We start from the raw sequence: 24541 nt of genomic DNA, 5'->3' as shown, positions 1-24541 counted from the left end.
TAAACAATAGTTTCGTTTTTTTATAGCCATTACTAAGTGGATACACTTCTTGTCCCTTCTTGAGGGATATTCAGTTTGAAAGAAAAAACAAGAATAGGATAAATTTTATTTCTCATACTTTCACTTACTTTCCCTCTCTATTTGAAATACGAAAAAACAATGGAACATCAGTTTTTTTAGCGTCTTTTATCTGTTTTTTTAATTTATTTTGGTTGCTTTGTATTCTAATGGGAAATGAATGCGTTTTACTCTAAAAAAGTAATGAAAATTTCACTAAAGATTAGTATTTTATTTACAAAACAGGTAAAATAAAACGGAATTTGGAATAGGAGTGATTATTTGAGTTATTTATTAGGTATTATTGGTTTATTTGTCACATTAGGTCTTGCTTTTTTGATCAGCAGCAACAAAAAAGCAATCAAATTGAAACCACTAATTGTGATGTTCGTTTTACAGCTTGTTCTTGGTTTCGTATTATTACGTACAACTTTTGGTACAGCGGTTGTTTCTGTATTGTCAAAAATGTTTGATCATCTTCTTGCTTTTGCTGGGCAGGGTGTTGACTTTGTTTTTGCCGGTGTAGCAAATAAAGGAAGTGCACCTTTCTTTCTTTCCGTATTGATGCCAATCGTATTTATTTCTGCTATTATCGGGATTTTACGTTACATCAAAATTCTTCCATTGTTTATGAAAGCCGTTGGTCTTGGGTTAAGTAAAATCAACGGAATGGGCAAATTAGAATCCTACAATGGAGTAGCTTCTGCTATTTTAGGGCAATCGGAAGTATTTATTTCCATAAAGAAGGAATTACCTTTCTTATCTGAGAAACGTTTATTCACCATGAGTGTCTCGGCTATGTCTACAGTGTCTATGTCAATCGTCGGATCTTATATGGCACTAATCGATTCTAAATATGTGATCACTGCCCTTGTTTTGAATTTATTTGGCGGATATATTCTGGCTTCGATTGTGAATCCCTATGTATTAGAAGAAAAAGAAGACGAACTAATTATTGAAGAAAACAAAGAACAGACCTTTTTCCAAATGTTGGGAGAATACATTCTTGATGGTTTCCATGTGGCAATCACGGTTGCTGCTATGCTTATCGGATTCGTTGCCTTGATTGCCATGATCAATGCTATCTTTCACGGGATATTCGGTATTACTTTCCAAGAGATCTTAGGTTATATCTTTGCCCCCCTTGCCTTCATCAGTGGAATCCCATGGAAAGAAGCAGTGGATGCTGGTAGTATCATGGCGACTAAATTGGTTACAAATGAATTTGTTGCTATGACAGAATTAGCTAACGGTCATTTCCATTTTACTGAACGCACAACAGCGATCATATCTGTTTTCCTTGTTTCATTTGCCAACTTCTCTTCTATCGGGATCATTTCTGGCGCGATGAAGGGATTAAATGAAGAAAAAGGAAATCTTGTCGCAAAACACGGATTGAAAATTTTGCTAACAGCGACTTTAGTCAGCTTTTTAAGTGCTATTGTGACTGGATTACTGGTATAATAAACAAAAAAAGCGACGTTGCTTTCAAAAGCTTTGGAAATATTTCCAAAGCTTTTTCAGTTGCTCAAATATCAAAGGAGAAATGATGATGAATTATTGCTATGTGTTTATCGGACCTTCTGGTTCTGGGAAAACTTCACTCGCAGAAGCTGTTTTTCAGCCCGAACAAAAGATCATTACTTACACGAATCGATCACCAAGACCTGGAGAAAAAGATCAAGAGGATTATTATTTTGTATCTGACGATGCATTCAATCAAATGATCAAGCGAGACGAGTTTGCAGAGTGGGATCAATATGCTCAACATAAATATGGTTCCAGCAAAGCAGAGATTACCAAAAAACTGAAGGAAGGAAATTGTTATGCCGTTTTGACGGCAAATGGTTTTTGGCATTTATACGAGTATTTTGGCACGGTAGTCCGTCCGATCTTTATTACGATTTCTAAAGAAACATTACAATCGCGCCTGAAAAAGCGTGGAGATTCACCCGAACAGATTTTGGCCAGAATGGCAGTTTATGCGAAAGACTTAGCTCAACTGGAACGGTTGACAGCTATTCCCACACTTTTAGTCGTATCAAACGATGGAGCGTTCCAAGAAGCAGTAGATAAAATAAAAAAAGGATTATTGATAGAAACAGATTAGCTAAATAGCCATAAGATAAGCTGAGAGGCCGCGACAAAAATGGTGTCACGACCTCTCGATGAACGGTGTTTCAGAAGTAGCTTCTTCGAAAACTATTTCTTGAAGCTCACCACTACTGTCCCAATCTCTTAGCAATCAGCTAGTTGTTTTTTCATATTATTAAGTCTTCATCCTTGTGAAGATGCTTTTATACTCACTTGATTATTTTTTGATACGCTTTTCTTTCACCATGTTCAAAAGGGAATTCAATCATTCCTTGATAAGTGAATCCAGCAGAATAGATGGTCTTTTCCATCGGTTCATTAGCTGGATAAGTATCGATACGGACATCTTGAATATCTTTGCTGGCTGCAATCGTCAACAAATGTTCTAAGAACGGTTTTGCTAGTTTTTTTCCTCGAGTACTTTCTGCTAAAGCAACACGATGAATCGATAAATAAGGACCAGTTGATTCTTTCCAACTACCATCTATTTTTGTGTAAACGGGATCCACGCCTGAGACTAATGCAGCTGTTCCAACAATTTGATCTTCGACTATTAATACATAACTTTCTTTTCTTTCAATATCGTTCAAAATCGTTTCTTTTGTTGGTTTCTGCCCGTTCTGCCATTGGGGAGAGCCTTGCGAAGCAATAAATTCCGCTGCAGCATCAATAATTTTTACCACTTCTTCTACTTCTTCTTTTCTTGCTAGCCGAATATACACATCCAGTTACCTCTTTTCTGTTTCTTTTTCATTTATATTCTCTAATTTTTGAATCACTTCATACAGTTCAGGAACTTTTGAATAACTTCTAAGCCAATTTTTTGGATGATCCAGTAGTTGACTGATAAGTTCCAAATGATGCATTAGGGACCATTTTTTCAATACTCCGAGTCCTGGAAATTTTTGTTGCTGGTAGAGAGCCAGTAATTCAATCATTCCTGATGTGATTAAGAGCTGATGATGGTGACGCATGATCCATTTTTTCATTTTATCTCCTGCTTCAAGAAACTTCAATGCTTGATCTTTAGCGGAATCATTACTGTCAGAGACAAAATGCTTTACGCGGATATTACCGTAAGCATCGATATACGTTAGATGGATAGCAAGCGCTCGGCTAGGAAACCCTTTATCGAAATAACGGCTGCCTTCGATCGTGAAATCAGAAAATCCACTATATCCGTCTTCGTGGAAAAAAAGATAGTCATCACTAAAAAAATCGTCTGCTTTATCTGTATAACTTTCAACATGCTTTCTCGTTCGAAAAGAGTCACGGATCACAATTTTATTTTCGGGCAGCCAGATGCGAAAGCGACTAGCATCTGGTATCAAGAATTTCGAATCGACTCCTGCCAGCTGTTTCCACACCTCTGCGTCTTTTGGATAGTGTTGTCCATCGAATACAAGAAATGTTGGAGGTGAATTCAGTACGTCGTTAAGATTTTCTGGCGTTAAAATCTGTGCAGAGACGACAGAGCTATGTTCCTTGACTGTCCAACTGTGCACATGCTGATCGAATAATTTGAATTGTCCTACTTGGGGATTTTGGATTACAGCGATTGGATGGTGCTTTTTTTGAAATAATTCGATCACGTTTTTAAGCGTAGCGGAATCACGTACTGGTTCGATTACCGGTTGGATTTTATTGGAGAGCAATCCTCGCGACAATGCTTCTTTTAATGCTAATAGGTCAAATTGTTTTCCTCTTAAATAAGGATAGTACATATTTTTCACTCCAATGGCTCTGTGGGCAACCGCCGGATCTGCTGTTGTTGCCTTAAGTATTCATAATCATGTTGAAGCGCAGCAACTTCTTCTTGCAACTCATTGATTGCCTGACTAGCTATTTCTTCTAAAAATCGTTCATAGTATCGTTCGTTAGAAAAGGGATCTTGGTTTTCTGAACGTCTTTTCAATTCTTTGTACAATTGATCTGTTGGAAAATATTTTACGCCTCGCTCCATTTGCTTTGCTTTTCTTACTTCTCTGAATAAAGAAGCCATAAAACGGTTTGTCAAAGCTTCTTCCGGTACAGCAAGCTCCTTCTTTGCTGCTTTTTTCGCAATCATAAATGTACCAGATGCAGGCATTTCCTCTTCGATCGTGTACGGGCGATATACTAGTACACCTATTCCTGTAGGGATCTCTTTTTTCACTTCTTCATATAGTTTACTTGGCAAAACAAAATAATTATAATGCCCGACAAATGACAGTTTGGCTGTAGAACGAAAATCTGCTTTTGTCACTTTCAGCTCATAGCATCGCCATTCTCGGCTGCCATCAAATTTTGTCAAGCAGCTAAGCGTATCTACAATTCCTTGGTCATCAGGCATCGTGACTTCTTCTACGACTAAGCCGCCCTGCTCGATGCAATATTGGTATAATGAGGATTCTATTTCGATGGTTAGCGGGGTCTTCATGTTTTTACCTCCGAACATATTTTCGTCTTACATTTTACATGAAATGATTTTAAAATACTAGACAGAATACACAAGAAACAAAAATAGAAATGATGCTTGTCACGTTAGCACCATTTCTATTTTTCAGATTGACTGATGGACGGAACGTTTTTCTAAATACTGTTGCACTTTTTCGATCCCGATACAAATGATCCAATAAATCAGTGCAACTAAAATATAGAGAGAAAAATAGTCGAATGTCCGACCACCTATGATCTTTGCTTTTTGAAATATTTCTGGCACTGTGATCGTTGCCGCTAATGAGGTACCTTTCACTAAATCCATAGCTACGTTACTGAGTGCCGGTACCGAGATTCGAAAGGCTTGCGGTAAAACGATATATTTCAATACCCCAAAGAAAGAAAAACCAGAAGCTAAACCAGCGTCCCACTGACCTGAAGAAACGCCTGCTAGTGATCCTCGATAGATTTCACCAATAAATGCACTGCTGGTAATCGTGAAGCAGATGACTGAAGCCGTTAAGGCACTTAATTGATAAGGTAACCCGAAATATAACAAGAACAGCAAGACTAGTGCGGGAATACCTCTAAAGAACGATAAATAAAAACGAATAAATACATTCAGAGGTAGCCAATCCAAAAGACCTAGAACTGTCAAAAGCAACCCTACCAAGTTTCCTAAAACAAAAGACACGAAGCCGATCCCTAATGTGTATACCAAGCCTTGCAGTACGAAAGGAAGTGAAGTCCACATGAGGGAAAAATCAATGAGAGGAAAGTACATCAATCACTCACCGACTCAGTCATCGTTTCTTTCGGTTTGACTGAAACATCAGTTTGAAAATATTTTTCAGATATTTTCTTTGTCGTCCCATCTTCTTTCATCTCTTTTAATACGCCATCGATTTTCTTTTTCAAAGCATCATTTCCTTCTTTCAATAAAAAACCACTTTCGTTTTCATTGAAATAAACGTTCTCCAAGATTTTTACGGGGATATCTGGTAAAGCAGATACGGCCATTTTCTGCAAATAATAATCATTTAGAATAACGTCTGTTCGACCGTTTGCTACATCGCTTAAATATTGATCATTCGTGGCGTTATCGTAAGTAACTAATTTAGCTCCGTGTTTTTCCGCTAAACGCATATAGCTAGTATTGGGTTCGCCAGCTGCTTTTTTTCCTTTAAGATCATCAAGTGAGTGGATTCCTGAATCATCTTTTTTTCGTACGATCATACTGTCAAATGAATATTTGAAAGGCTCTGAAAGGGAGAATTTTTTTTCTCTTTCTTTTGTGATACCAAAATCGTTCGCAGCAAAATCTGATTCTCCTTTTGAAACAGAAGTGATTTGTCCATCCACATTGTATTCTTTAAAGGAGATTTTGACATTTAAACGTTTGGCTACCTCTTTCGCCAAGTCTACGTCATAACCAACTAATTCATTTTGATCATTATAATAAGAAGCGGGAAATAGTGTGCCAGAAGTTGCTACTACCAATTCTTTCTTTTTTTCCACATTACTCCAGCTGTGATCTTCTTGGTTAGCGGCAGCTGTACCGCAAGCGCTTAAAATAAAAAAGACGCTAGTTATTAGAGCAAACAATCTTTTTTTCTTCATTTTTTCTTCTCCTTGTTTCTGCTATTTCCATGGATTTGGTAAATGGAACTGGTGACTTGCTTCAAATAGATAGCCGATTTGAAGCAGCAAATCTTCTCTTCCTCTGGCGGACATAAATTGAATCCCGAGAGGCATGTTTTCTTTTGTCAAATGAGTAGGCAAGCTGATTGCTGGTTGTCCAGTCAGATTAGCCAATTGTGTATAAGGTGTGATCTTCAAGCTTTCCTCAAACATAGAAGAAACAACTTCTAAAGCTTGTACTTCAGAACAATCATGGATGTGTTCCATCTGTGCTCTTATCGTATCACTTTGCAAATCTTCGCTGATTTTAGGGGCAGTAAATGCAGTCGTTGGTGAAAGGAATAAATCATATTCTTGATGCAAGTGTTCCATGACAATTGCTGCTTCATCCCATACATGCAGAGAATCAATGTAAGTAGCGGCAGAAAGTTTCTGACCATATTGGAACAAAGTCCAAGAGATCGGCTCAAGTTCTTCTTTTCTGACAGTTCGCTGGATGCCTGCTTCAATCGAGTGGATCATTGCTGCTGTCTCTGCGCCATTCATCTGATAATAAGACCTAATCAGTTTACGACCATCTAGTGGGTAAGGAATCTCCGTCAAATCATGTCCTTCTTTTTCAAGGAAATCTACAGCTTTTTTTACAGCAAGTACTGCCTCTTCACTAATCTGTGAGTGGATCGGTGAATCAACACAAAAAGCTATCTTCAAATGTTTTTTTCTTGGATGTGTTTGCCACTCAACTGGCGATACTTGATATGGCGCACCGGAATGGATGCTTCTCATCCCATAAAATAAAGCCTCCGTGTCTCTCATAGAAACCGTCAAACCGAAATCAATAGCAGCTCCTTGCCATCCTCGCCAAGCATATGGACCAACTGGCATCGTCCCTCGCGAAGGTTTCAGCCCAATCAATCCGCAAAACGAAGCGGGTATTCTAATAGAACCACCACCGTCACTAGCGCCAGCTAAAGGAACGATTCCCGCTGAAACTGCAGCAGCAGCGCCTCCACTTGATCCGCCAGGTGTACATTCAAGGTTCCAGGGGTTTCTTGCTGGGCCATAGATGACGGGGTCTGTAATATTTTTGAAACCAAACTCTGGCGCATTGGTTTGTCCAAAAGGAACTAGCCCTATCGCTTCTGCTTGCTGTACATAATTGGATGTAAGAGAAGCTCGATGTGTTTCAAATAAACGAGATCCTGAAGTAGCTAGCCATCCCTTTTTTTCTTGACCGAGCATTTTTAAAGGGAATGGAATACCTGCCAATGGTCCTTTTTCTGACTGGGGAATCAATCGTTCAGTGGAACTATTCTCGAATGGTTCAAGTGCAACAAACGCATTCAATTCATGATTTTGTTTTTTTATTTTTTTCTGTACATCATCAGCTAATTCTTGAAAACTAAATTCTTTTTCTTTAAGTCCTTTCGCTAATTCTGTTGCATCTTTCATAGTATCCTCCTTTTTGCCCCTGTTATTTTCCCACAAGTTCGTCTAACATACAATGAGTACGCTTGCACATGAATGAACAGACGAGTGTTTTTTATAAAAAAAGACGAAGATCAATCATGACCTTCGTCTTTTTGCTATGAAATGTTGCGTAATTTGCCTTTAAATTCGTCAATTGACGTATATCCTTTTTCTGACATAATCTGCGTTAATTCTTTTATGATTCTAGAAAAAATTTCCGGCCCTTCTTTATGAAGCTCGGTACCAATCTGTAACATGCTTGCGCCACATAGCAGATGTTCAAATGCATCTTGTCCTGTCCGAATCCCACCTGTACCAATGATTTGGATTTCTGGTTTCAAACGCGTATAAAAAGCGCGGACATTTGCTAAAGCGGTCGGCTTGATATACTCTCCCCCAATGCCGCCGAACCCTTCTTTTGGTTTGATGACCACTGCTTCTTTGTCTGTATCGATATACAACCCGTTACCCACACTGTTGATAGCATTGACATATGTCAACGGGAACTGATTCAAGATATCTGCCATCTGATCAAAATGAGCAAAATCAAAATAAGGAGGCAATTTGATCCCTAACGGCTTAGAAAAGATGCTGAATACTTCTTTCAATGTTTCATAAGTGGCCTCAAAATCGTAAGCTAGTTGTGGTTTACCAGGCACATTTGGACAAGATAAATTTAGTTCAGTAATCCCCTTGAATCCACTTTTTTCTATTTCCCCAAGCATTTCCAAGTTTTCTTGGACACTCATCCCGGCGATCGAAAAAAATAATGGTTGATTTGGTTTTTTCTGCGCTTTTTCATACGCAAGAGCATACTCTAGATAATAAGAAAAGCCTAAGTTTGGAAGCCCCATAGAATTGATACTGCCTAAAGGAACATCAAAATAACGTGGTTCGGGATTTCCTTTTCGTTCATTGATTGTACAGCTCTTAGTGATAAATGCTCCTGCTTCTGAATGAGCCAGCTCGTCTAATTCCTGGGTAGTCATGCAGTGTACACCAGATGCATTCATAAAAGGGTTAGCAAAGGTATGATTGGCAAAGGTCGTTTCTAAACTCAAGTAAATCGCTCCTTCAAACAAGTTATTTTATCTAGTGTATCATGACTAAAAGAAAAATCAACTCTTGTTTTTCAACGAAATTCTTAATCATCCTGTTCGGTTGATAGTACTTCCCCTGTTTCACTATTGATCTTGACTGATGTACTTTGATTACCATTTTGTACTTTGACTTCCCAATAAGTAGTACCTAGATCTTTATCCAGATCCCAATCTGTTGCTGTACCGCTTCCTACTTTATCGACAGCAATCTTTGCTGCTTCCTCAATTGTAATTAATTTATCAACAGCTAGACCATCTTCTTTTTTCTTTTGACCATTTTGATCCTCTCGATCTAGCGTTTCTGGATTCTCTGTTTCCATTTTTTCATTCTGAGCATCAATTCTTGCTTCATATTCTTTTTGATCATCGACACCTTCTATCTTGTAGAAGTAAGATCCCCAATCACTATCTAGTTCCAAACTAGTAATAGCAGTATCTGGATACTTATCTTTAAACAATTCAATCGCACGAGCTGCAGACACTTTGATAGCTGACTGGCCCATTGCCTCGCTCGAATTCTTTGTTTGGCTAGACGAAGATGTACTTGCGTTTGTTGAGGATTCCGATACCTGAGAAGAGCGTTGTTCACTACTTGAAGATGTATTCCCAGATGTTCCTTGATTGGTGTTTGATTGACAAGCAGCTAAAAACAAAGCCGCAAATAAACTAGTATAAATAACAGTTTTCTTCATTGATTTTATCTCCTTTATTATAAAATAGTATTCTATACAAGTATAACGAAGAAAAAAATTTCTGTCATGTTTAAAAATTAAAGAACAACGTTATTATTATGAAAATAAAAAAGAAGCTAAGCTTTAGAGACAACCCTAGAAGTTAGACTAAAATCTCACTTCGGGAGCATCATAAAACTTAGCTTCCATTTATTAAATAATTAAATAGCTTTTAAACTGCCTTTTTATATCAATTATGCACGATGCATTGGGATATCATTATTTCCAGGTTGAACAAGCAAATATTGAATTACATCGATATTGCTTGACTCAAATGACGCTGCACAAGCTTGTAAATATAGATCCCACATTCGATAGAAGGAATCACCCATTTCTTTCGTGACTTGATCTTGGACTTGATGGAAATTTTTTGTCCAATGCTCTAATGTCAATTGATAGTCACGACGCAAACTTTCTAAATCGATCAATTGCAAATCGTTTTTTGTAATATTATCAACTAATTCAGTAACCCCAGGAACATAACCGCCAGGGAAAATATATTTATTGATCCAAGCATTTGTCGCACCGCCTTGTTGTCGACTGATTCCATGGATCAAAGCTGTTCCTTTTGGTTTCAATAAATCTTTTACGACTTTGAAATAACCTTCAAGATTTTCAGAACCTACATGTTCGAACATACCTACACTTGTGATATGATCAAACGTTTCGCCTTTTAGTTCACGGTAATCCATTAATAATACACGGCATTTATCTTCTAAATGTTCTTCTTTGATTTTTTTTGTGATCAAATCGTATTGTTCTTCACTTAGAGTAATCCCAGTTGCTTTGACGTTATATTCTTTGGCAGCAGTGAACATCAATGTTCCCCAGCCGCAACCGATATCAAGCAACGTTTCGCCTTCTTTGATAAAGAGTTTGTCTAAAATATGATGGACTTTATTGATTTGTGCTTGTTCCAACGTATCTTCAGGTGTGTTGAAATAGGCACAAGAATAAGTCAAAGTTGGGTCTAGCCAAAGTTTATAAAAGTCGTTACCTAAGTCATAATGCGCATGGATATCTTCTTTGTTTTTTTGTTTTGTATGTTTTTCTTTCTTTGGCAGCCATTTTAGATAATCTTTTCCTCGTAAAAAGCTGTTTGCTTGCTGATAAGCATCGTTGATTAATGCTTGGATACTTCCCTCGATCTCGATTCGATGATCCATATAGGCTTCTCCTAGTGCCAAAGAAGCGTTGCTTGTAATCTCTTTCATTGGGATTTCTTCATGGATATTGATTTTGATTTGGGGAGGAGTGTCCGTATCTCCGTATTGTTTCGTTGTACCGTCCCAATAATTTACTTCGACAGGGAGCGAGAAAGAACGTGAAAATAATTGGTTGTATAAAGTTTTCTCTAACATGATTTTCCTCCTTAAAAAAACTACCCTATTACGTTAATACTAAAAAAGAAAAGAATCAACTAAGAAGTTTAATTTTTTCAGAAATTTTTCAAAAACTACTTTATTTTTCATTTTTTTCACATTCATTGTCGCACAAATCACTTAAACTTGTCATTCGACACGCTTATCTTTGAATTTTGTCTTAGCAAAAACCCATAAAAGCAGCAAGACAGTTATCATTGTTTGGACACTTAGCATCAAGATAAAGTCAAAGTGGATAAACCCTACAACTGCTGCTACCATGGATCCTATCCCCATCACATTCAGCATCAAATTTGCACTCTCTTTGAATGTATGAATGGATGAGAGTTGGCTTTTTCTTGTCATCCACAAGAAAAAGGAAGCACCGAATAAAATGAGACTCGTCATGATAAATAGGACAAGACCAAGACTTAAACTATAAGATAAAATGATTGTTGGACGATTACTGGCATAAAATTCTCTTTCTAAAAATCGTTGGAAATCTTCCGGCGTACGTACAGAATCCGGTTGGAAAGATGGACTATAATTCATCGTATAGCGGCGTATACCAGATTTATCCTTTTGTTGGATCACCCATTGTTCCTTCTCAAAATCAATAAAAGTTCCATGATCGGATTGTTGTTTCTCAGATAAAGACACACCTACCAAAATTTCAGGGGTCACAGCTATCGTTTGTTGCGATGATTGTAACCCAGTTTCAGATAATTCAAGTTCAGAAAATTTTTTGGTTCCTTGTTCATCGATCAACGAATGAACGGATAGAAATTGTTCTAATGGAATCCCTTGGATCTGATTGGCATAAAAAAGAGTCACAGGCATGACCATCAAGGAAACTAAAAATACAAATATCAAGAAAAATTTGGGCCATGATAATAGTTTGCGTCCCGCAAACACTTGAGTTGGCGTACGTAAAGTGGAAAAATAATTTAACGGAAATGTTTGCATGATCCTCTGCTCCTATCCTTTTGTCCCGCCAGATGTCAGGCCGGTAACAAAGTTCTTTTGTAAAAAGAAGAATAATAGACAAATCGGTAAAGCAATCAAAATTGCTCCAGCAGCAAAGAGGGAGACCCTTTGATTTGTCACGTCAGAAATAAATGTTTGCAGGCCGACAGCAACAGTCTGATTTTCAGGTGTTCGGAGCAGGAACTTCGCTAGCATGAAGTCGCCAAAAGGTCCCATGAATGCCCATAATGCTTGAACGGCGAGCATTGGTTTGACAAGAGGTAATACAATCTGGAAAAAAATCCTGAAATGCCCTGCCCCATCAAGTTTAGCAGATTCATCTAAATCTATTGGTACTGTGTCAAAGTATCCTTTCATCAGCCAAGTATTCATTGGAATCCCACCGCCTATATAAATCATCGTCAAGAACCAATACTTATCTAGTGCCTCTAATAAGAAAGCCATGACATAAAAGGCAGTCAATGCTGCCATAGTCGGTACCATCTGAATCACTAAAAAGAACATCAAACTTGATTTGCGTCCGATAAAACGATAACGGCTATACGTATAGCCAGCTAAAGTTACTACAGTTACTTGTACGATCATCGTTAGGACAGAGATGATTAACGTATTTTTATACCACGTCCCGTAAAGTGTTTCACTGAACAGTCGCGTGAAATTCCCTAAAGTCCAGTCGCTTGAAAAATCCAAACTGAAAGCCGCAATGTTTCCTGACTTGAAGGCAGTACTTGCTGTGATCAAAAGTGGATAGATAATAATGACTGATAACAGTAAAAGAAAAAAGTAAGTAAAAAAGTGAGAAAGCCGTTTTTGGAATCGTGCACTCGAATGAAATTTTTTCATTGTTTAATCCCCCATATTGAACGCATTTGTCTTTTTGAACACTAGCAAAGATACGCAGATAACGATGATGGAGATGATCAACGTAATGGCTGAAGCCATAGAATACTGCGGAGAAGTTCCAGTCGTAAGTTTATAAATCCATGAAATCAGGATATCTGTAGAACCAGCTCCTCCACCCACGCTTCCGGGCCCTCCATTGTTAAATAGGTAGATCATAGAAAAATTATTGAAATTCCCAGTATATTGGGTAATAAACGTTGGTGCCGCAACTAGAAATACAGCTGGCAGTGTGATATTTGAGAAACGTTGCCATGCATTTGCTCCATCGATTTTTGCTGCTTCATACAAATCTTCAGAAATCGACTGTAAAATCCCTGTAACCATTACATAGATATAGGGAAATCCTAACCATCCTTGAACTAAGATGATTGCCACTTTAGTCCAGTTCGGGTCCGTTTTCCAAGAGATTGCACTGATATCTACAAATGGAAGCTGGTTTATGAAAGGAATAACTTGAGTATTGATGGCACCTACGCTATCGTTGAATATATTCGAAAAACTCATGATAGTAATAAACGCTGGGACCGCCCACGGTAATAAGAAAATGATACCGAAAATACGTTTAAATTTAATAAATTTTTGGTGAGCAACAACCGCTGTGAGAATACCAAGGGTGATTTGTAAAGTTGTTGCACATAACGTCCAGATTACGGTCCATGAAAAGACTGCAAAAAAAGTATTGCGATATGAACTCAAGAAGAAGATGCTAAAAAAGTTTTTAGCCCCTACCCAATCAATCAAACTGGCTGGTGGAATATGATTAAAGTCATAATTGGTAAATGCAGTAAATAATGTGACTAAGACTGGGAAAATGATGGTAAAAATCATGAGAAGATACGCGGGAAGTGTCAATAGATAAGGAAAACCTTCATCACCTATATTATGTATGACTTCCTTCATCGTTCGATTGATTTTTTTCCCTTCTTTACGCATCCTTGCTACTCGATAGGCGTCTAGAAGATTCAAAGCGTAAAAAATCAAGAAAATGATTGTAATGATGAATTGCAAAGTGCCTTCAATCAAAATAAATAATGAATGATCTTCCATTGGTATACTTCCCAAAGTAACCAATCCTATCAATGCATGAAATCCGCCCAAGAACATCTGACCAATGAATAGGACGAATATTGCGAAAAAAACGATACCTTTAAAAGTTTGGCCATTTACAAACTGCCCCATCCCCGGAATAAGTGAACAAAGCGTGATTTTTTTTTCGTTGATCTGGCTTGTTTTATCTTGCTGCATCTGAATGCCCCCTCTAAACTTGCTAAACCGCAAACTACTTTTAAGATAATGGCAACAAGAACAAGATAATTTTCCATCTCGCTCTTGCCACCTCTATCTGAAGCACCTGTTCCATTTTTTTATAAAAATGGACGGTTATCATTTTAATCAGTATTTTTGTTCTATGGCTTCACTGATTGTTTTCACTGCTTCATCTGCGGATTCTTTTGGTGTTTTTGAACCTGATGCTGCATCGAACATCAAGTTTTCTGCACCTGTCCAAACTTCACCCATTTCTGGGATGTTTGGCATTGCTTGAGCTGTTTCATATTGTTCGATCACAGCTGTTGTTAATTCATCGTTTTTAGCCTTGGCTGTTTCCCGAGCTTGTTGATTTGCAGGGATTTCATTTACCATTTCAAAGAATTTCTCTTGATTCTCCTGATTCGTTACATAATCGAGCCATTTTTGAGAGAGATCTTTATTTTTAGCATAATTGCTGACTACCCATCCTTTTCCTCCGCCAAATGGTTGATAAGGCTGTCCATTGTTTAGAGTAGGAATTTTTGCAACACCATAATTGATATTGTTTTCTTTGTATGTTTGCGCTTGCCATGGGCCGTCAATAATTGCTGCAGTTTTGTTGGACATGAATTGCTGGCTGGCGAAGTCTCCTGCACTTTTTATGTCTTGCATTCCCTTAGGCCAAACATTTTGGAACCAATCTGTTGCATAAGAAATTCCTTCTACAGCACCTGCATTATTCAAACCGATATCAGAAGGATCTGTACCATCATCACCGAATACATAGCCACCGTAACCTGCAATCAAACCATAGGAATAATAAAAGTCAGTCCATTTAGCTAAAAATCCTGTATTTTTTCCTGCTTCTGACTCAAAAGCAAAACGACTGTCTTTGGATAGATTTTCCAAATCTTTAAACGTCGCTGGTGCTGTATCGACTAAATCTTTGTTATAGTACAAAACAAGGGTCTCGATTACTGCAGGTTCTCCATAGATTTTTCCATCATAAGTCACTTGGGCTTTGTCTGTTTCATCGTAAGCTGATTCATTTCCCAGTTTTACTTCCGCCAGATGTCCTTGCTGTCCTAACGCACCGATCCGGTCATATGCTGCCATCATAACGTCAGGTCCCTTTCCAGCAGGCCCATCTAACGCTAATGATTCTAACTGATCGAACATGTCCTTTTCTACCAGCTTGATCTTCACATCGTTTTCTTTTTCGAATGTATCTTTTATTTCGTTTATATAATCTTTATATCCAGAATCAACGGAGACTGTTAACGTTTTCCCTTCTTCCGCTTCCCCTTCTGCTGAAGAATTACCATTGCCACAAGCCGCTAATCCGCCTAAGATTCCTAAAGAGACTAACCCTAAACCTAACTTTTTCGCGCTTCTTTTTTTCATCTTCATTTCCTCCTGTGTATTCAACGTGCTGTTACACCACTATTATAATGGGCACAAATCTTTATTTGCAAACGCTTTCTTGCTGTTACCGGTAACAGTTTTCAACACATAATCAAAAATCCGTATTGCTGTATCTCTGCTTTCCCATCTTCTAATAACTGACAATTTTGACTAAGAATAACCTCATTTTCCTGTTCTACTATCCAAGGTTCTGCTGACTGATTGAAGTAAATATGGATAATCTGCCCCTCTAGTTCACGTACAAAATAGAGCTTATCTTCACGATCATTTACTATTAACCATTGGGTAGCCCCTTCAGAAAGAATCTTAGACAACTGTTTCCTAAGAGAAACGAGTTCTTTTATAAAACCAAACAGTTCTAGATCTTGTTTTTCTTTTTCCCAGACCATACATTTTCGACAATCCGGGTCTTCTCCACCAGTCATCCCTACTTCTGTCCCATAATAGATACATGGAGATCCTTTTTGAAGAAACATAAAAGTCATCACAGATTTCATCAATTCCTTGTTCTCATTACAAAGAGTTAAGATCCTTGCAGTATCATGAGAATCTAATAAGTTAAATGTCCCTTCGTTCACCTGATCTCTGTAAAGCATTTGCTGATGATTCATTCCACTGACCATTTGCGAAGCTGTAATTTTCTTTTTTGCAAAATAATCTTTAATTGAATCTGTAAATGCGTAATTCATTACTGCGTGGAATTCATCCCCTTGCAGCCAGGCCTGTGAGGAATGCCAGATCTCTCCCAGGATATAGATATCAGGTTTGATGGCTGTAACTTCTTCTCTAAATTTTTTCCAAAAATGATGATCCACTTCATTAGCAACATCTAGTCGCCATCCATCAATATCGAATTCTTTTATCCAATAGGTGGCAATATCTAATAAATATTTTTGAACCTCTGGATTTGCTGTATTTAGTTTGGGCATGAATGGAGTAAATGCAAAAGTATCATATGGGATATTTTCAGCAGTTTCTGGCACATCAGTCATCTGATAGGAATCTACTGGGAAAAAGCGGATATGGAACCAGTCTTTATAGATTGATTTTTCTCCGTTTTCGAGTACATCTTGCCATTGGGGCGAATGGATTCCCATATGATTGAATACAGCATCAAACATGATACGTATCCCTCTTTTATGTGCTTCATCAATTAAATTTTTTAAAAGTTTTTTATCTCCAAACGCGGGATCGACTTCATAATAGTCGATCGTGTCGTACTTGTGATTGGATGTAGCTTTAAATATGGGACAAAAGTATATTCCGTTGATACCCAGGTCTGTCAAATAATCCAGATGATCCATCACACCTTGTAAATCCCCGCCAAAGAAATCTTCACGATCTGGATCTTTGCTTCCCCAAGCCAAAGTATGATCGGGATCATTTGCTTTATCCCCATTTGCAAATCTTTCAGGAAAAATTTGATACCATACTGTTTCTTTCACCCATTCTGGTACAACGAAGCGATCAATTTGATGGAAATAAGGCATTCGAAAATAAAAATTTGGTTCAGCAATCACATTTTTTCGATAAGGAAAAACACCTTGATCACCATAGAAACAATCCGTGCTGTCTTCTCCAATAACATGGAACGCATATTGTAATCGTCTTGTTTCACTTGTCAATTCAACTTCCCAATAATCATGAACATTTGTACTTAAACACTTTTTCATTGGTCGTTCTTTTTGATACCATTTTTCAGTTGTTATGGTATACGGATCTCCGCTTAACACATATACTTTTTTGATATCATTCTTCCGAGTACGAAGCCGGATACGGAATTTTGTATTCGTATATAGAAATGCATATTCACTTTCCGGTCGATGATAAATTGCAGCTGTGTCCATTGATTTCCTCCTTGCGATTTAATATTACGTCCTCACTATAAGTGATAGAGATAGAAAAGACAACGCTTTCAAAAATGTTATCGGTAACAGTTTTTTTGGCACTTTTCTATTACTTTTTAAGCGAATTCAACAGATAGATCCAAAAACTTTTAAAAGTTTTTGAATCTATTTTCTACCTATTTCGAGTTCTATAATTATCTTAGTTTATCTGTTTCTCTGCTCTCTATATTCGATCCTCCTAATCGAAAAAGTTTTTTAAGAGTTTTTGCTTGATCGAGTGATTTCAGATAAGATGAGTTTCCTAAATTAGCCAAGCCTAATTTTTTTCTTAAACGAAGTTAACTTATAGTGAAAAATAAGTTATAATAAGATAAGAATACTATTAATCAACTAAAGGAAGTGGATAAATGAAAGAAACAAGACAATTTATATGGACATATGCCAAAATTATTTTTGCCCTCTTTATATTAGGAGTCGCTATAAATATGTTTTTAGGGCCTCATCATATCGCTGCTGGTGGTGTCAGCGGACTAGGAATATTACTGGAAGCTGCTTTCGGTTTTGACCGTGCTATAGTCATTTTAGTATTGAATATCGCTATGTTAGTGCTAGCTCTTCTGTTTTTAGGTAAAAAACCTTTTTTCAAAGTGCTTTTTGGAAGCTTAGTTTTTCCTTTGATCATCGCGGTAGTACCAGAGATGATGATTACTTCAGATCGGTTGTTATCTGTCATTTTTGGAAGTGCGATTTTTGCTTTAGGAGTGGCCATCTTATATAAAAATAACTCTTCCAGTGGTGGCACGACGATCCCTCCCCTCATTTTTAAAAAATATTTCCACTTGAACACTTCGATCGGCCTGTTTCTTACAGATGCTTTCGTCGTTTCTCTCAATCTGTTTGTTTTTGGAATAGAAGAATTTCTTTACGCTATCTTATCTATTGCAATCACTTCAATCGTCATGACCTATATCGAAACAGGGATCAATCGGAAGAAATCCGTCATGGTTATGAGCGAACATTCTTTGGAAGACATTCGCCTTCGCTTAAGTGCTGAAATTGGACGCGGGCTTACCTTGCTGGAGGCAAAAGGCGGCTATAACCGAAAGTCAAAAGAAGTGTTATTGATCGTTGTGACCGATCATGAATTCTCTCGAATGAAACCTCTGATAGAAGAAATTGATCCAAGCGCCTTTGTCATTGTCAACAGCGTAGCAGAAGTAATGGGACGCGGATTTACTTATCATCCAATCGAATGAGTTGGTAAGTAATCAACCCTATTATTTTGAATGCGTTTTCTTTAACTGGTATAATAATAGAAGAAGTAAGTAAATGTTCGATTGAAAAAGAGAGGAGAATTTTATGCATAAAGGAACAGAAATCGATTTTGTATTAAATGATAGTTTGAAAGCTCTAAAACTTTATCAAACGATCTTTGATGAAATAGAACTGATTGAGGCAACAGAGTATCCTAGAGGCAATAATGAAGTCATTTTTCCTTGTATGGCACGCGGTTCCATATGCTGGATGACAATCCGCCCCTTGGTCTGACTGCCCCTACTGCTGAACATCCAAATACGATCTGGTTCAATATCATCGTCTCTGACATTAAGGACACACATAATAAAGCATTACGAAATGGCTGTGTAGAGATCCAAGAAATGACAGAAATGATGGACTTTGGTGTGACCAATTCGATGTTCAGGGATCCTTTTGGTTATTTATGGATGCTTCATCAGGTTCATCGTGAAGTAAGTTTTGAAGAAAGAAAACAACTTTTTGAAAAATATATGTAAAGTTTATGATGGGATTAGTTCTTGTCACTGATATTTTTTTGTAAATATTCTTATTAGAGGAAGCAAGTTTGTTCCATGTGCTTTCTCTTTTTTCTTGAATAATCAATTTCTTTGCTTTTTATAATTAAATTGTGTACAATCTAATTGCATCAAATATAATAAAAGGTGGTAATCTTATGAAAAAAATGTATTCTACAAAAATGATCAACACAGGCGGACGTTCTGGAGAAGTCCATAATCCTGATCACACATTCGAATTAAATATTGCAGCTCCTGGTAAACGTGTTGAAAACGCAACAAATCCTGAACAATTGTTTGCAGCTGGTTTCAGTGCCTGTTTCAACAGTGCATTGGAGTTGATTAAACAACAAAAAAATATTTCTGGCGCTTCTACTGTCAGCGCACAAGTTTCTCTTTATTCCGAAAGTGAAATGAGCTTTGTCTTAGGCGTAGAGATTGAAGGATCTATCGAAGGCCTTTCTCTAGAAGAAACCCAAGAATTATTAGAAGCTGCACATAAAGTGTGCCCTTATTCAAAAGCGACAGCTGGAAATATCGAAGTTACTCTGAAAGCTGTTAGTGAATAGACTTTTTTGTGTAAATCCGCTATGATACACTATAGTGAAACAGCGGAGGTGGAAAAATGGAAGATCTATATTTAGCTAATCAAGTATGTTTTCCTTTATATGCCGCCTCTAAGGAGATCATCAGGCACTACACTCCCCTTCTCAAACCGCTGGATCTTACCTATACCCAGTATCTTGTGATGCTAGTTTTATGGGAAAAGAAAAAGACTACAGTGAAAGAGCTAGGAAATGATTTGTGTCTGGATTCTGGTACGCTAACCCCCTTACTGAAGAAGTTAGCAGAAAAAAATTATATCAAGCGTCAGCGTGAAACGGATGACGAAAGAATCGTAAATGTTACGCTCACTTCTCAAGGAGTTGCGTTGCAAAAACAAGCAGAAGGTATTCCACAAAAGATCAAGTCTTATCTTCCGCTTGAACAGGAAGAATTGGATACACTGCAACATCTGACCCGAAAAATGCTAGATAATTTTCATCAAGACCAGAAAAAGGGCTGAAACTGCTAGATGAACGATTTTATGAGGAAAACCAACTCATAAGATAACGTCATTTAGCGGTTTTTCTTTTTGCTCTTTCCCTTTCTTATTTTCGTATTCCATCATATAATGAATAACGTGTTTATTTTTGTTATTTGGAGGTTGTCAAATTGTCCGTTTATCAGCGTTTTTTGGCGAATGAAAAAATACGCCGCCTCACTGTTTTATTATCTGTCATTTTTGTACTTTTCTTAGTAAGAAGTATGATTACAACCATTTTACTCACATTTATCTTTACTTACTTGATGATCCACCTTGTTCAAATCATTCAGCGATTTGTCCGAATCCCTACAGGTATTTTAGCCATCATGATTTATACATTGATCGTTTATCTTATCTATCTGGCATTCACAAAGTATATCCCGATGCTTATTCATCAAACATTCGATATGATCCAATCTGTTATTGATTTTTACGAGCATCAACCAAAAGATGCAGATCCAGTTTTACAATACATCCACAATTATATCGAGCGGAACGATTTCTTTGAACAGCTTCAAAATGGCGCGTCAATTGCGCTTGGCTATTTACAAGATATAGGAAAACTGGCAGTGGCGTTCGCTATGTCGTTCATCTTAAGTTTCTTTTTTATGATTGAAAAGCAAAAAACGATTTTTTTCTCACGGTTATTTCTAAAAAGTGAGTTTTCTTGGTTCTTTCAAGATCTATATTATTTCGCCGATAAGTTTGTCAATACATTTGGTTTAGTATTAGAAGCTCAATTTATTATTGCTCTTTTAAACACCCTGCTCACAACTATTGCCTTGGCCGCATTTGGCTTTCACCAACTGCTGAGCTTAGCAATTATGATATTCATTCTAAGTCTGATCCCAGTAGCAGGCGTTATTATTTCTTGTATTCCTCTATCTTTCATTGCTTATTCACAAGGAGGAATCAGAGATGTTGTTTATATCCTGATGACGATTTTGGTTGTGCATCTGATCGAATCTTATGTACTGAACCCAAAATTAATGTCTAGCAAAACAGACTTGCCGATTTTTTATACATTCGTGGTCTTGCTTGTTAGTGAACGATTCTTTGGCGTTTGGGGATTGATTGTCGGCATCCCGATTTTCACCTTCTTTTTAGATGTGCTGAAAGTGAAAAAGATTCCGAATCATTCACCAAGAGAAACAGATCTCCTTTAAATTAAAAATGAAGAAAGATAAAAATTAGAACGACCCTAAATATCAGATTTAGAATCTGTTATTCAGGGTCGTTTTATTAATATTACTTTTTCGTTTGTAAAAATGTGTTCTCCGACATTCTTCAAATGTCAGTGTCATCTATTTTGTTTAAATCTTTTTACAGAAAACATCATTGTTATGCTTAATAGAATGATTCCGCTCCACAGTATGACTTTATTTTGTGCTTCTCCGGATTTTGGCAGCTGTTTATTTTTCGTATCAGGACTAGCAAGGATTGTATCTTTGCTACTTTTTAAAGTCTCAGCTGGGTGAGGGCTATCAAATCGTTGTGTGTGTGTATTCTGCTTCTCTTTATTTATTTGTTGAATGGTTGTATCTATTTTTTGACTCTCTTTCTTTTCATCCTTTTGGGTGCTTATCTCTTTTGCTGTTATATTTGTTTCAGGTGTTTTTTCTGGCATTTCTGGGACCACATCTGGCTTTTCTTCAGGAACCCTATTTGGTGTTTCTGGATTCTCGGTTTCATTATCCGTGTCTGGTTTTTCTTCTGGTCTTGCTTCGTTGCTAGAGTCTGTATCTGGTTCTGGAGTCACATCTGGTTTCTCTGGATTCTCGGTTTCGTTATCTGTGCCTGGTATTGTTTCCGGTATTGTTTCGTTTCCAGAGTCTGTATCTGGTTCTGGAGTCACATCTGGTTTCTCTGGATTCTCGGTTTCATTATCTGTGCCTGGTTTTTCTTCGGGAGTTGTTTCAGGTTTTGATTCATTGTCTGGCTCCGGCTTCATTTCTGTATCAGGCTCTTCACCAGATTCTATTTCCGGTTGCTGTTCTCCGTCTGGATTTTCTGTAGGCGGTATATCAGGCTTGTTTTCATTTTCTGGTTTATCCGTTGGTTCCCCAACAAGATCTCCTCCTCCTGAGTCGGTTGCTGAATCTTGCTCAACTGTCTGCCGTTGACTATACGGCGTCAAATAATGAAGATCGTTCGGTAAGCCATCTGCTACTTTGACAGTAAACAGTGCTGGTTTTAGCAAGTCCTGATTTAATGTGACGGTGAAAGTAAATGTTGCTTGCTTGTGTTGGATAGACAAAGTATTCTCGTCGTAACTGATCAATAAAGCAGGGTCAACATTCTCAAATGTAACAGCTGATTGTCGTATCGGTGCTAAGTCTCCCGAATAATCAACTGTTGCTTTGATGGTCGCTGTTTGTCCTTTTTTCAATTTTGTGACACCTGAATTGAAGGAAGAAAATTCATCTTGGAAAGTAATTCGATTAACATTGGCCCATTTGGTTTCTGCCCAATTTGCTGTTCCTATCTCCTCTGTATGCACTGTCTGATTTATAGTAAGCGATAAGCTTAAGGCTGTAAATGTTGAGATTAAGATGGTTGGATATCTCATAACTCTCTCACTCCTTGATTTTTTTGTATGCAAGAAATAAGATAGTAGAGATTGTACCTATATGTTTACTGTCTTTTTGTCTAGATTCATGAAAAAAACAGTAATATTTTCTAGTTTTAACAATTTAAGTAAAAAGGAGCGCCCTTCATGCAAACCCAAGAAGCGATAAAAACGTATCTTTTAAAGAAAAAAAGCAATACAAAATTAGATATTTTTCTTTTCCTGTCTGAACATCGTTTCTTTATTACTACACAATATTTAGCAGATCATTTCCATATGTCTGAATCAAATTTTCTATTATACATCAAAGAATTAGAACAAGATTTTGAGCGTCTAAATCTAACAGAATTGCATATTGATAAACAAAAACCTTTTTTGAAGTTGAATTTTGAAGGAATTGATCCGGCTTATTGCTACTATCGTCTATTTGGAAGGTACTGCAACGAATCGGTCAGTTATGAGATCTTGACTTCTTTGTTCAGTTGTCAGACAAATTCGATTATCAGTTTAAGTCAGCAAACGAACTATAGTGCCTCTTATCTGTATACGAAAATGAAAAAAATCAATGCATTTTTAGCATTGTATGGTTTGTCTGTCTCCTTTTCTAATAATGGAAGAAAGTCCTTTTCTGGAAAAGAAGTACAAATCCAATATGCAGCATTAGATATTTATTGGAATATCTTTTCAAGTACTGCTACAGATTTTTATGATGAAGAACCACAGGTAGTTGCTTTTATGATGAATACTTTTTTTAAAAAAGAGGTACTTGACCGACTGAATAGCGGTATGATGGATAAATTATATTTGCTGTTGAAAATATGTAAAGAGAATTTTCCGGCTACTTCTGTAAAAGGTGTACAAAGAGAGTTTGAGGAGTATGAATATATTGACTTTTTTATTGATCCCTCTGTCGATATTTTGCGTCCCAATCTGCCAATTTGTCGCGAACAACGCATCCTAGTGAATATTTTAGCTCGGCTCTCTATCACGAAAATCGAATCAGAAAAAACAAGTTTGGAGCAATACGAACTTTTAAGAAAAGCAAATGTTCCTCATGTTCTTTATTCAAGAAAAATGGTGGAATCCTTTTGTGCTGTATTTGATTTGCTTATGCCTGAAAAAGAAAAGATTCTTTACTCGTTGGCGTTCGCACGAAATAAACTTTATAATGGATTTCTTAACTTCAATCAACCAAATACGCCCCTTCCTACTTTTATGCTTTATCAAGAGCATAACGTATTGAAAGAAATCCAAACAGCTATTGAACGATTTTACATGGATTTCAGAGAACAAAATCAACATATGCTGCCAGATATTTTAGAAAAAGAAAATGTGCTATGGATGGTCGAAGATCTAGTACATTTATATGATCGTTACAAAAAACAACCGCTGATCGTGATTGGTGTGAACTATACGCGTGATTTTTATATCAGTAAAGATTTGATTGTTAAGATAGAACAAATTTTTTCAAATGAATCGATCAAAATACAAAACGATTTTATGGAGAACTGTAACATCGTTATCAGTGACTGCCCTTTGAAACAGTTGCCTTCCCACATCAAAAAAATATATATTTTAAAGGGAATCATCACACCAGAAGATTGGAAAAAAGTGATTATGAGGATTTCAGAATATATTTTTGAATTAAAAGAAGAGGCTCTTATGAACCAATCGGAAAAAGAAAATCAAGATAACCTCTAGTTCCTAGACCAAAGAAGTGACATAAATCCGTATACTGTTGAAAAGCATACGGATTTATGTCACAAAAATTTGAATATCTTTTTCTTTTACA

22 protein-coding genes and 1 pseudogene are annotated in these 24541 nt (G+C 37.1%); 8 read left to right on the top strand and 15 right to left on the bottom strand.

All coding sequences use genetic code 11. The annotated features are described in order from the left end of the window. The first annotated feature begins 339 nt into the window (after positions 1-339). Both OZZ83_RS01260 and OZZ83_RS01255 read left to right on the top strand, forming a co-directional pair. A complete protein-coding gene (locus OZZ83_RS01260) occupies positions 340-1521 on the top strand; it encodes a NupC/NupG family nucleoside CNT transporter (RefSeq protein ID WP_002306700.1) in 1182 nt (393 codons plus the stop codon). A gap of 88 nt (positions 1522-1609) precedes the next feature. Beyond that, positions 1610-2167 (top strand): guanylate kinase, encoded by a 558-nt coding sequence (locus OZZ83_RS01255; protein ID WP_025478124.1) that lies wholly within the window; start codon positions 1610-1612, stop codon positions 2165-2167. 193 nt (positions 2168-2360) lie between these two features. Here OZZ83_RS01255 and OZZ83_RS01250 read toward each other — a convergent pair whose 3' ends face one another. From OZZ83_RS01250 to OZZ83_RS01185, 14 genes are all read right to left on the bottom strand, one after another. Further along, the gene (locus OZZ83_RS01250) at positions 2361-2873 is read right to left on the bottom strand and encodes a GNAT family N-acetyltransferase (RefSeq protein ID WP_002345112.1); all 513 of its coding nucleotides are present in this window, start codon (positions 2871-2873) and stop codon (positions 2361-2363) included. A 6-nt stretch (positions 2874-2879) separates the two neighbouring features. Further along, a complete protein-coding gene (locus OZZ83_RS01245) occupies positions 2880-3875 on the bottom strand; it encodes a sce7725 family protein (protein ID WP_278023296.1) in 996 nt (331 codons plus the stop codon). Positions 3876-3880: 5 nt separating this feature from the next. Beyond that, entirely contained in the window at positions 3881-4570 is a 690-nt protein-coding gene (locus OZZ83_RS01240; RefSeq protein ID WP_325065999.1) for a hypothetical protein, read from the bottom strand. Between the two features lie 123 nt (positions 4571-4693). Next, the gene (locus tag OZZ83_RS01235) at positions 4694-5353 is read right to left on the bottom strand and encodes an amino acid ABC transporter permease (RefSeq protein WP_002306693.1); all 660 of its coding nucleotides are present in this window, start codon (positions 5351-5353) and stop codon (positions 4694-4696) included. Next, on the bottom strand, positions 5353-6189 hold the full coding sequence (locus OZZ83_RS01230) for a transporter substrate-binding domain-containing protein (RefSeq protein WP_002306692.1): 837 nt from the start codon (positions 6187-6189) through the stop codon (positions 5353-5355). The genes OZZ83_RS01235 and OZZ83_RS01230 overlap by 1 nt, the downstream gene beginning before the upstream one ends. Positions 6190-6210: 21 nt before the next feature. Continuing rightward, a complete protein-coding gene (locus OZZ83_RS01225) occupies positions 6211-7662 on the bottom strand; it encodes an amidase (RefSeq protein ID WP_278023297.1) in 1452 nt (483 codons plus the stop codon). Positions 7663-7796: 134 nt separating this feature from the next. After that, entirely contained in the window at positions 7797-8741 is a 945-nt protein-coding gene (locus tag OZZ83_RS01220; protein WP_002306688.1) for a dihydroorotate oxidase, read from the bottom strand. A gap of 83 nt (positions 8742-8824) precedes the next feature. Next, positions 8825-9472 carry a PepSY domain-containing protein gene (locus OZZ83_RS01215; protein WP_002335055.1) on the bottom strand — a complete coding sequence of 216 codons (648 nt, stop codon included), beginning with the start codon at positions 9470-9472 and terminating at the stop codon, positions 8825-8827. Positions 9473-9705: 233 nt separating this feature from the next. After that, positions 9706-10872: an SAM-dependent methyltransferase gene (locus tag OZZ83_RS01210; RefSeq protein WP_002290735.1), complete on the bottom strand. Its 1167-nt coding sequence runs from the start codon at positions 10870-10872 to the stop codon at positions 9706-9708. A gap of 150 nt (positions 10873-11022) precedes the next feature. Beyond that, on the bottom strand, positions 11023-11838 hold the full coding sequence (locus OZZ83_RS01205) for a maltodextrose utilization protein MalA (RefSeq protein ID WP_002309215.1): 816 nt from the start codon (positions 11836-11838) through the stop codon (positions 11023-11025). A gap of 12 nt (positions 11839-11850) precedes the next feature. Next, entirely contained in the window at positions 11851-12702 is an 852-nt protein-coding gene (locus OZZ83_RS01200) for a sugar ABC transporter permease (RefSeq protein ID WP_002290731.1), read from the bottom strand. 3 nt (positions 12703-12705) lie between these two features. Continuing rightward, on the bottom strand, positions 12706-14007 hold the full coding sequence (locus OZZ83_RS01195) for a carbohydrate ABC transporter permease (RefSeq protein WP_002290728.1): 1302 nt from the start codon (positions 14005-14007) through the stop codon (positions 12706-12708). A gap of 147 nt (positions 14008-14154) precedes the next feature. Continuing rightward, positions 14155-15414 (bottom strand): extracellular solute-binding protein, encoded by a 1260-nt coding sequence (locus OZZ83_RS01190; RefSeq protein WP_002306680.1) that lies wholly within the window; start codon positions 15412-15414, stop codon positions 14155-14157. Positions 15415-15515: 101 nt separating this feature from the next. Beyond that, positions 15516-17282, bottom strand: a complete 1767-nt coding sequence (locus OZZ83_RS01185) for a glycoside hydrolase family 13 protein (protein ID WP_278023298.1) — start codon at positions 17280-17282, stop codon at positions 15516-15518. A gap of 407 nt (positions 17283-17689) precedes the next feature. Between OZZ83_RS01185 and OZZ83_RS01180 the strand changes: the two genes are divergently transcribed. The 5 genes and pseudogenes from OZZ83_RS01180 (at position 17690) to OZZ83_RS01160 (ending at position 21346) form a co-directional block, all read left to right on the top strand. Further along, the gene (locus OZZ83_RS01180) at positions 17690-18538 is read left to right on the top strand and encodes a YitT family protein (protein WP_002309208.1); all 849 of its coding nucleotides are present in this window, start codon (positions 17690-17692) and stop codon (positions 18536-18538) included. Positions 18539-18641: 103 nt separating this feature from the next. Further along, positions 18642-19075: pseudogene (locus OZZ83_RS01175) on the top strand (VOC family protein). A 176-nt stretch (positions 19076-19251) separates the two neighbouring features. After that, a complete protein-coding gene (locus tag OZZ83_RS01170; RefSeq protein ID WP_002290719.1) occupies positions 19252-19662 on the top strand; it encodes an organic hydroperoxide resistance protein in 411 nt (136 codons plus the stop codon). Positions 19663-19718: 56 nt separating this feature from the next. Then, a complete protein-coding gene (locus tag OZZ83_RS01165; protein WP_002290718.1) occupies positions 19719-20159 on the top strand; it encodes a MarR family winged helix-turn-helix transcriptional regulator in 441 nt (146 codons plus the stop codon). Between the two features lie 149 nt (positions 20160-20308). Next, the gene (locus OZZ83_RS01160) at positions 20309-21346 is read left to right on the top strand and encodes an AI-2E family transporter (RefSeq protein WP_002319949.1); all 1038 of its coding nucleotides are present in this window, start codon (positions 20309-20311) and stop codon (positions 21344-21346) included. A 134-nt stretch (positions 21347-21480) separates the two neighbouring features. On the opposite strand, the gene OZZ83_RS01155 is transcribed toward OZZ83_RS01160, so the two are convergent. After that, entirely contained in the window at positions 21481-22749 is a 1269-nt protein-coding gene (locus tag OZZ83_RS01155) for an LPXTG cell wall anchor domain-containing protein (protein ID WP_104841619.1), read from the bottom strand. A 147-nt stretch (positions 22750-22896) separates the two neighbouring features. On the opposite strand from OZZ83_RS01155, the gene OZZ83_RS01150 reads away from it, so the two are divergent. Further along, positions 22897-24450 carry a helix-turn-helix domain-containing protein gene (locus tag OZZ83_RS01150; RefSeq protein WP_278023299.1) on the top strand — a complete coding sequence of 518 codons (1554 nt, stop codon included), beginning with the start codon at positions 22897-22899 and terminating at the stop codon, positions 24448-24450. Positions 24451-24541 lie beyond the last annotated feature (91 nt).

Source organism: Enterococcus sp. E5-162 (assembly GCF_035725965.1).
Lineage (GTDB): Bacteria > Bacillota > Bacilli > Lactobacillales > Enterococcaceae > Enterococcus_B > Enterococcus_B lactis.
This window is presented reverse-complemented; position numbering and strand designations above follow the sequence as displayed.

Bases quoted from the DNA above. Each gene is read 5' to 3' on its own strand.
- OZZ83_RS01255 (WP_025478124.1), top strand. From the start codon at position 1,610: ATGAATTATTGCTATGTGTTTATCGGACCTTCTGGTTCTGGGAAAACT.
- OZZ83_RS01245 (WP_278023296.1), bottom strand. From the start codon at position 3,875: ATGTACTATCCTTATTTAAGAGGAAAACAATTTGACCTATTAGCATTA.
- OZZ83_RS01240 (WP_325065999.1), bottom strand. From the start codon at position 4,570: ATGAAGACCCCGCTAACCATCGAAATAGAATCCTCATTATACCAATAT.
- OZZ83_RS01235 (WP_002306693.1), bottom strand. From the start codon at position 5,353: ATGTACTTTCCTCTCATTGATTTTTCCCTCATGTGGACTTCACTTCCT.
- OZZ83_RS01230 (WP_002306692.1), bottom strand. From the start codon at position 6,189: ATGAAGAAAAAAAGATTGTTTGCTCTAATAACTAGCGTCTTTTTTATT.
- OZZ83_RS01225 (WP_278023297.1), bottom strand. From the start codon at position 7,662: ATGAAAGATGCAACAGAATTAGCGAAAGGACTTAAAGAAAAAGAATTT.
- OZZ83_RS01215 (WP_002335055.1), bottom strand. From the start codon at position 9,472: ATGAAGAAAACTGTTATTTATACTAGTTTATTTGCGGCTTTGTTTTTA.
- OZZ83_RS01210 (WP_002290735.1), bottom strand. From the start codon at position 10,872: ATGTTAGAGAAAACTTTATACAACCAATTATTTTCACGTTCTTTCTCG.
- OZZ83_RS01205 (WP_002309215.1), bottom strand. From the start codon at position 11,838: ATGCAAACATTTCCGTTAAATTATTTTTCCACTTTACGTACGCCAACT.
- OZZ83_RS01200 (WP_002290731.1), bottom strand. From the start codon at position 12,702: ATGAAAAAATTTCATTCGAGTGCACGATTCCAAAAACGGCTTTCTCAC.
- OZZ83_RS01195 (WP_002290728.1), bottom strand. From the start codon at position 14,007: ATGCAGCAAGATAAAACAAGCCAGATCAACGAAAAAAAAATCACGCTT.
- OZZ83_RS01190 (WP_002306680.1), bottom strand. From the start codon at position 15,414: ATGAAAAAAAGAAGCGCGAAAAAGTTAGGTTTAGGGTTAGTCTCTTTA.
- OZZ83_RS01185 (WP_278023298.1), bottom strand. From the start codon at position 17,282: ATGGACACAGCTGCAATTTATCATCGACCGGAAAGTGAATATGCATTT.
- OZZ83_RS01180 (WP_002309208.1), top strand. From the start codon at position 17,690: ATGAAAGAAACAAGACAATTTATATGGACATATGCCAAAATTATTTTT.
- OZZ83_RS01170 (WP_002290719.1), top strand. From the start codon at position 19,252: ATGAAAAAAATGTATTCTACAAAAATGATCAACACAGGCGGACGTTCT.
- OZZ83_RS01165 (WP_002290718.1), top strand. From the start codon at position 19,719: ATGGAAGATCTATATTTAGCTAATCAAGTATGTTTTCCTTTATATGCC.
- OZZ83_RS01155 (WP_104841619.1), bottom strand. From the start codon at position 22,749: ATGAGATATCCAACCATCTTAATCTCAACATTTACAGCCTTAAGCTTA.
- OZZ83_RS01150 (WP_278023299.1), top strand. From the start codon at position 22,897: ATGCAAACCCAAGAAGCGATAAAAACGTATCTTTTAAAGAAAAAAAGC.